Genomic DNA, 15,606 nt, shown 5'->3' with positions numbered 1-15,606 from the left:
CCCCCTTTAAGTAGAGTTTGCTGCTGTTTAGGGGGGTTTTTGGAAGTTAAATACTATATTATAGTTTTCGGAAAGGTAGTGAAATTGATGCCGCAAAGAGAAGATAAAATGTGTTTTGCCTGTGGAGAAGAAAATCCTATCTCATTGGGCTTAAAGTTCAAAAAAATTGATAAAAATACTGTAGAAGCAGAATTTGTACCGGGAAAACTTTATCAGGGATATGATGGTATTATGCACGGTGGACTTGTATCCACACTACTGGATGAGGCAATGGCATATGCGGTTGGTGCCCGGGGAGTATCAGCCTTTACAGCTGAAATAAAAGTTCGCTTTAAAAAAGCTGTTAAGATAGGAGAAAAAATTAAAATAACAGGTTTTTATAGGGACTGTTACAGTAAATCTATTGGAACCATTCATTTTACTGAAGCAGAAATAAAAGATGAAGCAGGAAAAGTAAAGGCAAAGGCTGAAGCAAAATTTATGGAGGAAAAAGAGATTTAATTTTAACAGAGCAATAAGGAGGGTAATTAATTTATGAAGAGAGAAGAAGCTTTGAATTTAATGAAGGAAAATATTAAACAGAAGAATTTACAGAAACACTGTCTCGCTGTTGAAGCTGTAATGGGTCGATTAGCAGAGTATTTTGACCAAGATAAAGAAAAGTGGAAATTAGCTGGTTTATTGCATGATATTGACTATGAAGAAACTGCAGATGAGCCTGAAAAACACAGTTTAATTGGTGCAGATATGTTAGGTGAGATGGGAATTGAAGATGATATTGTTGAGGCAGTTAGGGCACATAATGGCATGCATGAGCTGCCGCGAAATACCCTGATGGCCAAAGCACTATATGCAAGTGATCCACTTACAGGTTTAATAGTTGCTTCTGCACTTATACATCCAGACAAAAAACTTTCAGCCCTTGATACAGAATTTATTATGAACCGCTATGGAGAAAATTCTTTTGCAAAAGGTGCAGATAGGGATGTTATTGCTTCCTGCAAAGAAATGGATCTGGAACTGGAAGAATTTATTGAATTATCTCTGGAAGGAATGCAGAATATTTCTGATGAACTGGGGCTATAAGTTCTGTCTATTTTTTGCTTACAAAAAGATTGGGGATGATTATTAATGAGTGCCAGAAAAGAACTGTTATCACATCTGCGAAAAAATGTTCACCGTCCAATCAGCAGAGAGGAAATATATAAAGAGTTTGATATATCCAAAGACCAAAAATTAATTTTTGATGAACTAATATCAGAACTTCTAAATGAAGGTCTGCTTTACAAAAATTCATCTGGACAGTATGGAGTTCCAGAAAAATTTGATCTAATAGGTGGAAGAGTAGAAAAAATAGCATCAGGTAATGGATTTTTAATTCCTGATGATCCAGAACAGGAAGATATATTTATAGCTTCCGAAAATATGAATGGCGCCATGCATAATGATAAAGTATTTGTTCATCTTATTCGTTCAAGGAGGGGTAAAAATAAAGAAGGAGAAATTGCAGAAATAATTGAAAGAGTGAACAAAAAAGTTGTTGGTAATCTGGAAAAATATAAAAATTATGCTTTTCTCATCCCCGATAATCAGCGAATTTGTAATGATATTTTTATTCCACCTGGAGGTTTAAAAAATGCCAGAGATGGACAAAAAGTAGTAGCAAAAATAAAAAAATGGCCCGAAAAAAACAGGAATCCAGAAGGTGAAATAATAGAAATTCTTGGTTTTAAAGATGAGCCAGGTGTGGATATTGAAGCTATTATACGTCAGCTTGATCTGCCAGGAGATTTTCCTCAGGATGTTCTTTCTGCTGCCGAATCTATACCAGATAAAGTAGATCTTTCTGTTCTCGAAGAAGATGAGGAGCGGGTTGACCTGCGCGATTTAAAACTTGTAACTATTGATGGTGATGATGCAAAAGATCTGGATGATGCTGTTTCTATTGAAAAAATATCTAACAGCACATATCGGCTGGGTGTTCATATAGCAGATGTCAGCCACTATGTACGAGAAGATGAAGTTTTAGACCGTGAAGCATATGAGAGAGGAACAAGCATTTATCTTGTAGACAGGGTTATACCAATGCTCCCACCAAGATTATCTAATGGTATCTGCAGCCTTAATCCGGCTGCTGAAAGATTAACTCTAACAGTATTTATAGATTATAAATTGAGTGGGGAAAATGGTATAGAAGCTGTTGATCATGAAATAATAAAAAGTGTTATCAGATCTAATCACAGGCTGACTTATGATGAAGTTTATGAAATACTTGTTGAGGGAAATAAATCACTAAAAGAAGAATACAGTGATTTTATTGAAGAACTTGAGATAATGAATGATCTGCGCCGCAGATTGCGCAGAAAAAGATTTTCTGAAGGGAGTATTGATTTTAATTTTCCGGAAGTGAAGGTGGAGCTGGACGAAAATGGTAGGCCTGTTGCCTTAAAGAAGAGAAGACATGGTATACCAGAACAGCTGATCGAAGAGTTTATGATTGCAGCAAACGAGGTTGTGGCTGCTGATATGTCGTGGCGGGAAATCCCATTTATTTATCGGGTACATGAACAGCCAGATATTGATCGGATGAAAGAATTCAATGAATTTATCCATAATTTTGGCTATCACCTCAAAGGTGTCAGTAATGGAGTACATCCAAGGGAGCTTCAGGAAATGTTGGAAAAAGTAGATGGTAAATCTGAAGAGCGGATAATTGATACAGTTTTACTTCGTTCTCTAAAAAAAGCTGTTTATTCAGACAAAAATTTAGGCCACTTTGGTCTTGGACTTAATCATTATACCCATTTTACTTCACCAATCAGGAGATATCCCGACCTGATAGCACATCGTATTATTAAGGAGACCATATCAGAAGGATATCTAACTGAAGAGCGTCAGCATGAGCTGGAGCGAAAAATACCAAAAATTGCAGATCACAGTTCTCTTCAGGAGAGAAGGGCCATGGAAGCAGAGCGGGATTCTGTTGATCTTAAAAAGATAGAATTTATGGAAGATAAGGTTGGAGAAGAATTTGAAGGTATTATTAGTGGTATAACAGGATTTGGAATTTTTGTAAAATTAGACAATACTGTTGAAGGGTTGGTACATGTTAGAGAACTTACAGATGATTACTACCATTTTGAAAGTGAACAGTACAGGTTGATCGGGGAAAGAACTAAAAAAATCTACCGTATTGGTGATGAAGTTAAAATAAAAGTTGTAAAAGTTAACAGAGAAGAACGAGAACTTGATTTTGAACTGGTAGAATAAATAAGATAATTACTAATTTATGCTGTATACTGCAGAAAGGAGGAAGAATAATGCCTGGAGATAATATTGAAGTAATTGCAAGAAATAAAAAAGCCAGACATGATTATTATGTAGAAGAAACCTATGAAGCCGGAATAAAACTTAAAGGTACAGAGATTAAATCTATTAGAAACCACAGAGTTAATTTAAAAGACAGTTTTGCTGTGGTTGAAGAAGGAGAAGTGTATCTCTATAACATGCATATTAGCCCATATAAGCAGGGTAATAGATTTAATCATGATCCAGAGCGCAAAAGAAAACTTCTTCTGCACAAAAATGAGATTAGAAAATTGATTGGTTATACCACTCAAAAGGGATATACTCTCATACCACTGAGTATTTATCTTAAAAGAAATATTGCCAAAGTGGAGCTTGCTGTTGCTAAAGGTAAACAAAAATATGATAAGCGGAGAGATATTGCAAAAGAGACGGCAAAAAAGGAAATGGAAAAGGCTTTTAGAAGAAAACAAAAAGGGTTTGACATTTCCTGACCTTTAAGTTATAATAATTATGCTGTAGAAATATTAAATTTATTCAGGGGGTGTTCTGGCTTCGCCTGTATGGTGAACCCTTTAGAAGCGGACCGAGGAGTTCCTTTCACTCGTTAAACACTGGGAACTTAAAATTATCTGCAAACGATAATAATTACGCTTTAGCTGCCGCGTAGGTGGCTAACGCCTGACTGACCCCTGTCTGTGGGGTTAACTCAGGTGTCATATAAAACAGACTAACTGTCTTCTGATGCCTGTAGGAAGACAGGACAATAAACAGGCTTGCAGCAGTAAATCCTGTCTGATGGAGTTGCTGCTGTGAAAATAAAAATCAGACTACGTTCGTAGAAACTACTGGGTGAGCCATACAGTACGTGGGTTCGACTCCCACCACCTCCACCAAAAATTAATATATTTACATATAGAGACCTATTAAGAGGGTCTTTTTTTGTTTTTAAGGATTTAACATTTAGGACATTTGTCCGGTTTTATTCTTACTAATTTTTAGTATTTCAAATTGAACTATTATTTATAGTTTTCAAAATCAAAATATTCAGGATGATATTTTTCTATTAGCTTTCTGCTATGTCGTTTGTTAAAATAAATAAATTGACTAATGATAAAAATTTGACATTACAAAAAGGATTAATAAAAAAAATGTTTAATATAATATGTAGAGAATAAAATGGGTTTAGATTATGGATTTAAAATCTTTGGGAAATAAAATAAATGCAGCAAAAGATCCCTTTATTGAAGGGAAAAGATATTTAGCCATTATTTTGTCTGATTAAATTCGGTTTTAGAAGGATATAATTTAGATATAGATAAAGCTGTTTTGAGCAGAAAGAATTAATACAGAGAAAACTGACAGGATCGCTAATTTAAAACTATAAGAGGTGGAAATAATGAATAATCTTAGGTTGAGTTCAATTATATTAACCAATTCTCTTTTTGACTATTTAACTTCGGCAGCTATTATAATAATTGGATATATATTCATCAAAATATTTGACAGAGTTTTTTTTACTAAAATCTGTCAGCTGGTCGATAGAATATCTTCCTCTTTTTCAGAACTATTTCAGAAAATTATAAAAAAAAGGGGGTATGCACTTTTTTATATTATTCTTTTGTATTTGAGCCTTTCACAGCTTAATATTATGAAGCAAATAAACAGAGTTATTAATAGTATACTGCTGATTCTATCGGTATATTTTACTGTTTTAATTATTATAGATGTGATATTATTTTTCCTAAAAAAATACTGGCGCAAAAAGGTTGTAAATGAAGAGCAGCAGAAGGTGTTTAGTGCTTCAATATTTTTTATCAAGGTGATTATCTGGTTTATAGCACTGCTTTTTATACTTGATAATTTAAATATTGAGATAACAGGTTTAATGACCGGGCTTGGAATTGGAGGTATTGCAGTTGCATTTGCAGCTCAAACTATTCTGGCAGATATTTTTAATTATTTTACAATCTTTTTTGATAAGCCGTTTGATGTAGGTGATTTTATTATTGTGGGAGACTATAAGGGAACAATTGAGCATATAGGAATAAAAACTACGCGGATTAGAAGTCTGAGTGGAGAACAGCTGGTAATTTCCAACACCGACCTTATGAATTCTAGGATAAATAATTATAAGCGGATGCAGAGGAGGAGAATTAATTTTAGCTTTGGAGTTACTTATGATACTCCGTTGGAAAAGTTAAAACAGATACCGGAAATGGTGGAGTCTATCATTAAAGATATAGATAAAACAGAGTTTGTTCGAGCTCACTTTAGTGAATATGGGAACTTCAGTCTTATCCACCAGGTAGTTTATTTTATAAATGACAGTGATTATAAGGTCTATATGGATATCCAGCAAACGATAAACTTCAAATTGAGAGAACTATTTGATCAGTCTGAAATAAGATTTGCCTTCCCTACTCAGACTATTCATTTAGTTGATAAATTATCTGACAGAGAAAATTATTACAGCTCTGATTATAAATCTGCCGATATTAATAAGGAGGGGAGCGAAAATTAATTACGATTATAACTTGCGAGAAATAATTAATATTGATGTACTTCAGAGTATTCAGGATAAGTTTGCAGAAGCTACAGGGCTGGCGGCTGTTATTGTAAATAGAGAGGGAGTACCTGTTACAAAATGCAGCCAATTTACATTATTTTGTAATACAGTTCGTTCCTGTGAAAAGGGTTTTCAGAACTGTAAATTATCAGATGCACAGGGAGGTATCAGAGCAAAAGAAGAAGGTCAGTCAAAACCATATGTATGCAAATCGGGTCTGATAGATATGGCAGCACCTATTATTCTTGAGAACAGATTTATAGGAACAATTCTCTGTGGTCAGATAATATTGGAAGAAGATGGCCGGGAAAAAACATTTGCAAGAGTAAAAGCAAAAACAAAAGATTATGATATCAATTTTAAAGAACTGGAAAGAGCTTTTGAAAAAATTGAGATTCTTCCAAGAAGCAGAATTGTTGCTGCAACAGAATTTCTTTCCATTACTGCAAATTATATTGCTGAAATGGGTCTGGTAAATATTTATCAACAGGAATTGATAGAGGAGTCGAGGACAAGGAGGGAATTAGAACAGCATTTGCGGACAAAAGAATTAAAAGTTCTTCAGTCACAGGTGAATCCACACTTTCTTTTTAATGTGCTTAATTCTATTGCCCGTCTTTCATTGATAGAAAATGCAAGAGAAACAGAAGAAGTTGTTTATGCACTTTCTGATCTACTCCGCTACAGTCTTCGCAATATAGAAGAGGTTGTAAAATTGGAGGAAGAACTCAGCTGTGTACGGGATTATTTCACCATTCAGCGCAAACGTTATGGAGATAAATATAATTTTATTATAGATATTGATGATAATATATTAAATATTAATATTCCTTTACTTACAATTCAGCCTCTGCTGGAAAATGCGATAATACATGGTTTAAAAGATCAGGAATCTGGTACTGTCAGGGTTAAAGGATATAGAAGAAGTAATAAAGTAATAATTTGTGTTGAAGATAATGGTGCTGGTATGGACAAAAATATTTTAAATAATCTCTTAAAATATGATAATAACAAAGATAAAATAAAAAGTCATATAACGGGAATCGGTGTTAACAATGTTCACAAAAGACTTCAGCATTATTTTGGAGAAAAATATGGTCTTGATATAAAAAGCCGTCCTGGGAAAGGAACAGAAGTTAAAATTAATCTACCTGCTGAAAATACACAGTAATGGGGGGTTGAAGTTGTATAAAATACTTGTTGCAGATGATGAATATCTGGAAAGGAAAGCACTAAGAATTATTTTAGAGACTAGAGATGATATCAATAATGTAAAAATTATTGCTGATGCAGCAAATGGACGTGAAGCAGTAAGACTTGCCCATGATACAGAACCAGATATTATCTTTATGGATATCAAAATGCCGGGAATGGATGGACTAAAAGCAGTAAAAATGATTAAAGATGATCAGCCTGATGTGAAATTTGTTATTTTGACTGCTTATGATGAATTTGAATATGTACAGCAGGCTTTAAATCTGGGTATAAAAGAATATCTTTTAAAACCTGTAAAACCCGAAAAAGTTATAGAAGTTGTAGCTAAGCAGATAAAGCAGATTAAAACAGTTAAAGCTGAGGAACAGCGGCGGCAGGAGATGAAAGATAAACTCGATATGATTGTTCCCTATATAAAAATGTCCTTTGTATTTGACCTTGTTTTTCTTAATATAGATACAGTAGAAGAAGTTAGAAGTAGAACAGAATTTTTTGATATTGGAGATCTTCCCTCAGCTGTTATGATTGCAGATATAGATAAATTTGCACGGCTTACAGTAAATGAAGATGAAGTAAAAAGGCAGATGCTGAAAAAAGAAGTATTCAGTGTGCTCAAAGGTTTTGAAAATAAATATTCATCATTAATGGTTGTTCCTATGACAAGTGATAAAATAGTAATACTTTATTTTGGAGAAGAAATGATATATGGGCGTCAAATAAAAAGCTGGCTGAGGCAGATAGGTAAGGAAATGTGTGAGGAAGTAATAAAAGACACAGATTTTACAATTACTATTGGAATTGGAAATTATTATGATGACCCCAGAATGATGGACCGCTCATATCATGAGGCATTGGGGGCAATTAAAAATTCACTTCTGGCCAGAGACAGCTCTATCATTCACTGGGAAGATATAAAAAATGCAGATTATGAAGAAGACCGTTATCCATATGATATAGAATGTATGCTGGTAGAAAAATTAAAATCCAGAAAGAACACACAGCTTCCTGAACTTATAAGTACTCTATTTAACAGCTGGCAGATAGACGAAAATTTTGATTCCATGATTGTTAAATCCAGAATGCTGGAACTGCTGGGAGTGCTGTCCCGCTCTGCTGTAGAGGCAGGAGCTCAGTTTAAAGAAATCTCTCCACTCAATTATGATTATACACAAAAGCTTTTAAAAGTAAATTCTCCTGAACAGCTGAAAAGCTGGTTGAATTCACTGGTAGAACAGTTAAATAAAAAGATAGATAATATGGGAGAAGAATTTAAAGAAAAGATAATTTATGATGGTGTAAAATATGTGCAGAGCAATTATTCTGAGGACATAAGCCTCTGCGAAGCTGCTAAGGCGGCAAATTTAAGCACTCACTATTTTAGTAGGCTCTTTAAAAAAGAAATGGGTTGTACATTTAAAGAATATATAACAAGACTGCGAATGGAAGAGGCAAAAAGAAAATTAAACAAAACAGATACAAATATAGGCAGTATTGCAAAAGAGGTAGGCTATAGTGAGCCAAGTTATTTTAGCAAAGTTTTCAAAAAATACGAAGGAGTATCTCCTTCAGAATATAGAAATTAGACAAGATGACAATTTTTTGTCATTAAATGATAAAAAATTGTCATCTTTTTTTGCAAAATTAATTTTAATATTCATAAAATACAAAATATAAAAAATAATATCAAAAAATTTCATTAAGTGTGCAAGAAATTTTCAAGGTAAAATAAAAGTTTTTTTTAATATATTTAGAGAGAGTGAAGTAAAGAGAGTGAAGGGATTAGTGAAAAGATTAGTATGCTTTTTAATATTATTTTTGTGAAAGGAGGTGCAATACATGGCTAGAGAGGCACTCGGACTTGTAGAAACTATTGGCTTTGTTGGTGCAATTGAAGCAGCTGATGCTATGGTTAAAGCAGCCAATGTTAAGTTGATTGGTTATGAGAAGATTGGTTCAGGTTATATCACAGTCATGGTAAGAGGTGATGTTGGAGCTACCAAGGCAGCAACCGATGCTGGTGCAGCTGCAGCAGGAAAAGTAGGTGAAGTTGTTTCTGTACACGTAATTCCACGCCCCCATGAAGATGTAAGTAAACTTCTACCAGAATAATAATGGAGAGGAGGGTGAAAAAATATGGAAGAAACCAAAATTAATGATTTAGTTAATGAAGTTGTGAATAGAATTAAAAATGCTGAATCATCAGCTGAGAAAGAAGAAGACAGCAAAAAAAACAAAAATAATAAAGGTGGTGAGCTTAATTTGAATTTGGCTAATGAAGTAACTGAATTTATTGGTACAGCAATGGGAGATACGATTGGTCTGGTCATTGCAAATGTGGATCCAGACTTAAGAAAATTAATGGGTATTGATCCTAAATATCGTTCAATAGGGGTCTTTGGTGGTAGAACTGGAGCAGGACCTCAGATTTATGCAGCAGATGAAGCAGTAAAGGCATCAAATACTGAAATAGTAAAAATTGAACTTCCTCGTGATACCAAAGGTGGTGCCGGACATGGGTCCTTAATTATCTTTGGAGCTGAAGAAGTTTCGGATGCCAGGCGTGCAGTTCAGGTTGCTTTGGAAGACCTTGAACGTACTTTTGGTGATGTTTATGGTAATGATGCCGGTCATCTTGAATTTCAATATACTGCAAGAGCAAGTAAAGCTTTGAATGCAGCTTTTGGTGCTCCAGAAGGTAAAGCATTTGGAATAACAGTTGGTGCTCCAGCAGGTATTGGAGTTATCATGGCTGATGTTGCAGTAAAAGCTGCTACTATTGATGTTGTGGCATATGCAAGTCCTAGTGAAGGTACAAGCTTGACCAATGAGGTTATTCTGCAGTTTAGTGGAGATTCAGGAGCAGTTCGTCAGGCAATTGTTGCTGCACGTGAAGTTGGCTTGAAGCTTCTGGGTAGTCTTGGAGCTAAACCCGAATCATCAGCAACACCCTATATTTAAAATATAATAATAGATGTTGTTGTATAGTAAAATGATTGTTGTATAGTAAAATGAATTTAAGGAGGGAAAAATGTGAAAAGGTCCAAGCGTTTTGAAGAATTAGAAAAACGACCGATCAGTCAGGATGCTTTTATTAAAGAATGGCCGGAAGCTGGTCTTATTGCAATGGAAGGACCAGAAGATCCAAAACCAAGTGTAAAGATCGAAAATGGGAAAATAGTTGAACTTGATGGAAAAAAACGAGCAGATTTTGACATGCTTGATAGTTTTATTGCCGACCATACACTTGATATAAATACAGTCGAAAAAGTTATGGCAATGGATTCTAAAGAACTGGCCAAAAAGATAGTAGATATAAATGTTTCCCGTGATGAAGTACGAGAACTAGGACTTGGAATGACTCCCGCTAAGGTGGTAGAAGTTGTCGGCCACATGAATGTTGTTGAAATGATGATGGCAGTTCAGAAGATGAGGGCCAGAAAGACTCCATCCAACCAGTGCCACATTACAAATCTAAAAGAGCATCCTGCTTTAATTGCAGCAGATGCAGCTGAAGCAGCAATGCGCGGTTTTGATGAACTGGAAACAACGGTAGGTATGGTTAGATATGCTCCTTCAAATGCTATTTCTCTTATGGTAGGGGCACAGACAGGCCGTCGTGGTGCTTTAACACAGTGCGCTGTAGAGGAAGCAATGGAGCTGGAAATGGGTATGCGCGGATTTACAGCATATGCAGAAACCGTTTCTGTTTATGGTACTGAACAGGTTTTTGTTGATGGTGATGATACACCATGGTCAAAGAGTTTTCTTGCTTCAGCTTATGCATCTCGGGGACTTAAGATGAGATATACTTCTGGTACAGGTTCTGAAGCAGAGATGGGATTTGCCGATGGTAAATCCATGCTTTATCTGGAAGCCCGATGCCTCTATATGACCAAAGGTGCTGGAGTACAGGGTATACAGAATGGTTCAATTAGCTGTATTGGTATACCTGGTGCAGTTCCTTCTGGAATAAGAGCAATTCTGGCAGAGAATTTAATTGCCATGATGCTTGATCTTGAGTGCGCTTCAGGTAATGATCAGACATTTACTCATTCCCGTACAAGAAGAACAGCCAGAATGTTAATGCAGTTCCTGCCTGGTACAGACTTTATCTTTTCAGGTTATAGTGGTGTGCCAAATTATGATAATATGTTTGCTGGTTCCACTCATGATGTAGATGATTATGATGATTATCTAACTCTTCAGCGTGATCTGAAGGTCAATGGTGGTTTAGTACCTGTAGAAGAAGAAGAAGTTATAAAAATCAGGAACAAAGCAGCCAGAGCGCTGCAGGCAGTATTTAAGGAATTAGGTATGCCTGAAATTACTGATGAAGAAATAGAAGCAGTAACATATGCTCATGGCAGTAAAGACGTTCCAGACCGTGATGTACGAGAAGATTTTAGAGGTATAGAAGAAATGCTTAATAAAGGGACCACTGGTGTAGAAATTGTTAAAGCACTGGCCAAACATGGTTTTGAAGATGTGGCTGACAGTGTATTTAATCTTTTAAAACAGAGAATTGCTGGTGACTATCTTCATACATCAGCTATTTTTGATGATAAATTTCACTGTATAAGTGCTGTTAATGATAAAAATGATTATGCAGGTCCTGGAACTGGTTACAGAGTGTCCGATGAACTCTGGGCTAAACTCAAGGACACCAGACTTGCCAGAGATCCAGAAGAAATTGGAGAGTAATCTCAATATTCGGGAGGTGTAATAATGCAGTTAAATGAAGATGCAATTCGCAAAATTGTGGTTGATGTTTTATCCGGTATGTCAGAAGAAGGAGAAAACTCATCTTCTAATACAGCCGTTGCTGAAAGAAAAGGTGATATGATCTTAAAAGAAGTTGGTCCTGCTAAAGAAGGTCGCAGTAATGATGAAGTTGTTATTGGAGTTGCACCAGCATTCGGAGATAAACTGACAAAAACTATGATCGATGAAAAACACAGCAATATTTTGCGTGAGATCATGGCTGGTATTGAAGAAGAGGGATTAAAAGCACGGGTTGTAAAAAATTATTCTACCGCTGATGTAGGTTTTGTTGGTCATCAGGCAGCTCAGTTAAGTGGTTCTGGTATTGGAATTGGATTACAGTCAAAAGGTACGGTTTTAATTCATCAGAAAGATCTAAATCCACTTGCTAATTTGGAACTTTTTCCACAGGCACCACTGCTTGATTTAAAAACTTATCGTCAGATAGGAAAAAATGCTGCCAGATATGCAAAAGGAGAAAATCCTGATCCTGTTCCAACCCGTAATGATCAGATGGCAAGACCTAAATATCAGGCAATAGCTGCTGTTTTGTATAATAAAGAAGTTAAATACCTTGATCCACAGAAAAAGGTTGTTGAACTTGAAGTGAAATTTGAATAATTATTTAATTATCAGGAGGTGGATTTAATGGATAGAGATTTAGTAGAATCTATTGTGCGTAATGTTCTTGGTAATCTGGAAAAAGCTGAAGGTGAAAGTAAAACCACAGCAGTAAATAAAAGCAGTAATGGTCTTTCAGATAAAGATTACCCACTTGCAGAAAAAAGAGCTGACCTTGTAAAAACTCCTTCAGGGAAAACCCTGGACGATATTCAGCTTAAAAAAATTCTTTCTGGCGAAATAGATGGTGCAGAGTTAAGAATCACTGCAGAAACACTATATCATCAGGCAGAAATTGCGAAATCTGTTGGCAGAGAGCAGTTTGCTAAAAACCTAGAAAGAGCTGCTGAATTAACTAAAGTAGAAGATGATAGAATCCTTGAAATATACAATGCCATGCGTCCATATCGTTCCACAAAGAAAGAATTACTGGACATAGCAGATGAACTTGAAAACAAATATGATGCAATTATTAATGCTAACTTAATTCGTGAAGCTGCAGATGTTTACGAAAAGAGAAAAAGACTTAAAGGTGACAGATAAAGCTAACAGGTGGGTGGGATTATGGAATATATTGTAGGGGTCGATATCGGCAACTCCACTACGGAAGTTGCAGTCGGCAGAGTAGAAAATAAAAATATAGAGTTTATATCAGATGGTATATATAAGACCACTGGATTAAAAGGTACAATAGATAATATTGAAGGTATTCTGGAATCTTTAAATAGGGCATTAGAAAAAATCGATTTAAGTTACCAGGATATTGATTTAATCAGGATAAACGAAGCTACACCAGTTATTGGTGATGTAGCAATGGAAACAATAACTGAAACTGTTATTACAGAATCTACCATGATAGGTCATGACCCCTGGACACCTGGTGGAGTCGGCTTGGGTGTTGGGATAACAACCAGGGTAGAAAATGTTGAAGACTGCCGTCCTGGTGATGATATTATACTTATCATACCAGGAGAAGTTGATTTTGCCAGAGCAGCAGATATTATCAATCAGGCAGCAGAACAGGGGATCAATATTAATGGTGCAGTGGCACAAAAAGATGATGCAGTACTTATAGTAAACCGCCTCAATAAAATAATTCCGGTTATTGATGAAGTTAAATATATCGATAAAATACCACTTGGCAAAAAAGCTGCTGTAGAAGTGGCCAGCCCTGGTGGTACAATCGATAAACTTTCCAACCCCTACGGCATAGCTACAATCTTTGAGCTTGACTCTGAAGAAACAAAGCATATTTTTCCTGTGGCTAGATCTTTAATTGGGAATAGATCTGCAGTTGTAATAAGAACACCGGAAGGTGATGTAGAAGAGCGTAAAATACCTGCTGGAAATCTTGTTATATTTGGTGACAGGGGAAAATCTGAAATAGGAATAGATGCAGGTGCAGAAGAGATCATGGATTCGATAGAAAAAATTCAGCCGATAAAAGATGTTAAAGGTGAAGCGGGAACAAATGTCGGTGGTATGCTCGATCGAGTAAAAGAAACTATGAGTAAAGTTACAGATCAGCCTCTTGCAGAAATTAAAATAAAGGATATACTTGCAGTAAATACCTTTGTCCCAAAAGAAGTGAGAGGAGGACTAGCAGAAGAGCATGCAATGGAAAATGCTGTAGGACTGGCAGCAATGGTTAAAACAAGCCAGCTTCCCATGCAGAAAATTGCTGATAAATTAAAAGAAAAAACAGATATTGAAGTAACTATTGCAGGTATTGAAGCCAATATGGCGATTCTAGGAGCCCTTACAACTCCAGGTACAGACAAACCTTTTGTAATCCTGGATATGGGCGGCGGCTCCACAGATGCTGCAATGGTTACACGGAAAGATATGGTATATACAACACATCTTGCAGGTGCGGGTGATATGGTTTCACTTTTGATTAATATCGAACTGGGTCTATCAGATGTTAAGCTGGCAGAGATGATCAAAATATTTCCACTTGCTAAAGTGGAGAGTATGTTCCATATAAGGCATGAAGATGGGACAGTTAATTTTTTTGATGAACCATTACCGCCAAAATTATTTGGGAGAGTAGTAATTCTTTCTGATGATGAAATGGTGCCGATTCATACAGATCATTCGCTGGATAAAATTCGTCAGGTAAGAAGAGAAGCAAAACATGATGTTTTTGTACGCAACTCAGAGAGGGCATTAAAAAGAATTATACCAACAGGAAATATAAGAGATATCGATTTTGTAGTAATGGTTGGCGGATCGGCAATTGATTTTGAAATTCCAACAATGATTTCCAACCGTCTTTCGGAATATGGAGTAGTGGCAGGGCGTGGAAATATTAGAGGACTAATGGGCCCCCGCAATGCTGTAGCAACAGGTCTTGTGCTGTCTTATCTAGACGAGGAGGGAAGTGTTTTAGATGAGTAGTAAAGAGCAGTCTAAAAAACCTTCTGTATATATAGGATTTGATGCGGAAATCGCAGGTAGTGATATTTTTAAAAATGTCTGCTATGGACTTGAGGAAGAAGGCATTCCCTTCTATTATTTTGCAAGTGAAGAGAAAAATCCAGAAATACTGGCCCATGAAGCAGCACAGAGATCAAGACTTAATATCGGTGTTGGTATAGGAGCTGATAATAATATTGTGCTTCAGCATAAAAAACTGGATCTGGAAAATCCTTTTTTCAAGAAAAAAATTGATTATAATTTTCAGGCAAAGATTATTGGCTCTAATGCTGCCAGACTTGTAAAAGGTATTCCGGTAAAAGAAATTCCCTTAAAAGATGAATTTACAACAGGCTCTGCTCCGGATATTAAATTTAGTGAAAAAGATAAATTAGAATTTAAGCATTCAGAAACAGATTTAAATGCAGATCAAGTCAATAAATACAGTTTGAGTGATCTTGTTTTATCTTCTAAAAGCAGCAGTTCTTCTGAAAATAAAGATCAAGAAATAAATACAAAAATTAGTGAAGAAAAGAATAGTTCTAAAAATAATGAAAAAAATAGTGATTCTAAAATTGACGAGGAAAAAGATAACTCTGAAGATTTTAGTGAGATCAATTTGGACAGTGAAGATAGTATATCTGAAAAACAGCTTAATCTGCTGACAGATTTAATTGTGGATGTGGTTAAAAAATTAAATAACTAATTAATGGAAC

The 15,606-nt window shown here is 35.6% G+C and carries 14 protein-coding genes and 1 other RNA gene; all 15 read left to right on the top strand.

The annotated features are described in order from the left end of the window. The first annotated feature begins 39 nt into the window (after positions 1-39). The 15 genes from DER71_RS03145 (at position 40) to DER71_RS03075 (ending at position 15,596) form a co-directional block, all read left to right on the top strand. On the top strand, positions 40-501 hold the full coding sequence (locus DER71_RS03145) for a PaaI family thioesterase (protein ID WP_233487025.1): 462 nt from the start codon (positions 40-42) through the stop codon (positions 499-501). Between the two features lie 33 nt (positions 502-534). After that, a complete protein-coding gene (locus tag DER71_RS03140; protein WP_114458324.1) occupies positions 535-1,086 on the top strand; it encodes an HD domain-containing protein in 552 nt (183 codons plus the stop codon). Between the two features lie 45 nt (positions 1,087-1,131). Then, positions 1,132-3,270 carry a ribonuclease R gene (gene rnr / locus DER71_RS03135; RefSeq protein WP_114458323.1) on the top strand — a complete coding sequence of 713 codons (2,139 nt, stop codon included), beginning with the start codon at positions 1,132-1,134 and terminating at the stop codon, positions 3,268-3,270. Between the two features lie 50 nt (positions 3,271-3,320). Further along, the gene (smpB, locus tag DER71_RS03130) at positions 3,321-3,800 is read left to right on the top strand and encodes an SsrA-binding protein SmpB (RefSeq protein WP_114458322.1); all 480 of its coding nucleotides are present in this window, start codon (positions 3,321-3,323) and stop codon (positions 3,798-3,800) included. Between the two features lie 46 nt (positions 3,801-3,846). Then, positions 3,847-4,202, top strand: a transfer-messenger RNA (tmRNA) gene (gene ssrA / locus DER71_RS03125). Positions 4,203-4,705: 503 nt separating this feature from the next. Then, entirely contained in the window at positions 4,706-5,830 is a 1,125-nt protein-coding gene (locus DER71_RS03120) for a mechanosensitive ion channel family protein (RefSeq protein ID WP_114474274.1), read from the top strand. Further along, the gene (locus DER71_RS03115; RefSeq protein WP_233487364.1) at positions 5,748-7,046 is read left to right on the top strand and encodes a PocR ligand-binding domain-containing protein; all 1,299 of its coding nucleotides are present in this window, start codon (positions 5,748-5,750) and stop codon (positions 7,044-7,046) included. Before DER71_RS03120 ends, DER71_RS03115 begins: the two co-directional genes overlap by 83 nt. 13 nt (positions 7,047-7,059) lie before the next feature. Then, positions 7,060-8,673, top strand: a complete 1,614-nt coding sequence (locus DER71_RS03110) for a helix-turn-helix domain-containing protein (RefSeq protein ID WP_114474273.1) — start codon at positions 7,060-7,062, stop codon at positions 8,671-8,673. 253 nt (positions 8,674-8,926) lie between these two features. Continuing rightward, positions 8,927-9,199, top strand: a complete 273-nt coding sequence (locus tag DER71_RS03105) for a BMC domain-containing protein (RefSeq protein ID WP_114458319.1) — start codon at positions 8,927-8,929, stop codon at positions 9,197-9,199. A 24-nt stretch (positions 9,200-9,223) separates the two neighbouring features. Next, entirely contained in the window at positions 9,224-10,048 is an 825-nt protein-coding gene (pduB, locus tag DER71_RS03100) for a propanediol utilization microcompartment protein PduB (protein WP_114458318.1), read from the top strand. Between the two features lie 72 nt (positions 10,049-10,120). After that, positions 10,121-11,791: a propanediol/glycerol family dehydratase large subunit gene (locus DER71_RS03095; protein WP_114474272.1), complete on the top strand. Its 1,671-nt coding sequence runs from the start codon at positions 10,121-10,123 to the stop codon at positions 11,789-11,791. 24 nt (positions 11,792-11,815) lie between these two features. Beyond that, positions 11,816-12,472, top strand: a complete 657-nt coding sequence (locus tag DER71_RS03090) for a propanediol/glycerol family dehydratase medium subunit (RefSeq protein WP_114474271.1) — start codon at positions 11,816-11,818, stop codon at positions 12,470-12,472. Positions 12,473-12,499: 27 nt separating this feature from the next. After that, positions 12,500-13,015: a diol dehydratase small subunit gene (locus tag DER71_RS03085; RefSeq protein WP_114458315.1), complete on the top strand. Its 516-nt coding sequence runs from the start codon at positions 12,500-12,502 to the stop codon at positions 13,013-13,015. A gap of 21 nt (positions 13,016-13,036) precedes the next feature. Next, on the top strand, positions 13,037-14,872 hold the full coding sequence (locus tag DER71_RS03080; RefSeq protein WP_114458314.1) for a diol dehydratase reactivase subunit alpha: 1,836 nt from the start codon (positions 13,037-13,039) through the stop codon (positions 14,870-14,872). Continuing rightward, positions 14,865-15,596 (top strand): glycerol dehydratase reactivase beta/small subunit family protein, encoded by a 732-nt coding sequence (locus tag DER71_RS03075; RefSeq protein ID WP_114458313.1) that lies wholly within the window; start codon positions 14,865-14,867, stop codon positions 15,594-15,596. Before DER71_RS03080 ends, DER71_RS03075 begins: the two co-directional genes overlap by 8 nt. Positions 15,597-15,606 lie beyond the last annotated feature (10 nt).

The organism is Halanaerobium sp. DL-01, from assembly GCF_003338615.1.
Taxonomy (GTDB): Bacteria; Bacillota; Halanaerobiia; order Halanaerobiales; family Halanaerobiaceae; genus QPJE01.
This window is presented reverse-complemented; position numbering and strand designations above follow the sequence as displayed.

Excerpts from the sequence above, each read along its gene's own strand:
- DER71_RS03140 (WP_114458324.1), top strand. The coding sequence starts at position 535 with ATGAAGAGAGAAGAAGCTTTGAATTTAATGAAGGAAAATATTAAACAG.
- rnr (WP_114458323.1), top strand. The coding sequence starts at position 1,132 with ATGAGTGCCAGAAAAGAACTGTTATCACATCTGCGAAAAAATGTTCAC.
- DER71_RS03080 (WP_114458314.1), top strand. The coding sequence starts at position 13,037 with ATGGAATATATTGTAGGGGTCGATATCGGCAACTCCACTACGGAAGTT.
- DER71_RS03090 (WP_114474271.1), top strand. The coding sequence starts at position 11,816 with ATGCAGTTAAATGAAGATGCAATTCGCAAAATTGTGGTTGATGTTTTA.
- DER71_RS03120 (WP_114474274.1), top strand. The coding sequence starts at position 4,706 with ATGAATAATCTTAGGTTGAGTTCAATTATATTAACCAATTCTCTTTTT.
- pduB (WP_114458318.1), top strand. The coding sequence starts at position 9,224 with ATGGAAGAAACCAAAATTAATGATTTAGTTAATGAAGTTGTGAATAGA.
- smpB (WP_114458322.1), top strand. The coding sequence starts at position 3,321 with ATGCCTGGAGATAATATTGAAGTAATTGCAAGAAATAAAAAAGCCAGA.
- DER71_RS03105 (WP_114458319.1), top strand. The coding sequence starts at position 8,927 with ATGGCTAGAGAGGCACTCGGACTTGTAGAAACTATTGGCTTTGTTGGT.
- DER71_RS03075 (WP_114458313.1), top strand. The coding sequence starts at position 14,865 with ATGAGTAGTAAAGAGCAGTCTAAAAAACCTTCTGTATATATAGGATTT.
- DER71_RS03085 (WP_114458315.1), top strand. The coding sequence starts at position 12,500 with ATGGATAGAGATTTAGTAGAATCTATTGTGCGTAATGTTCTTGGTAAT.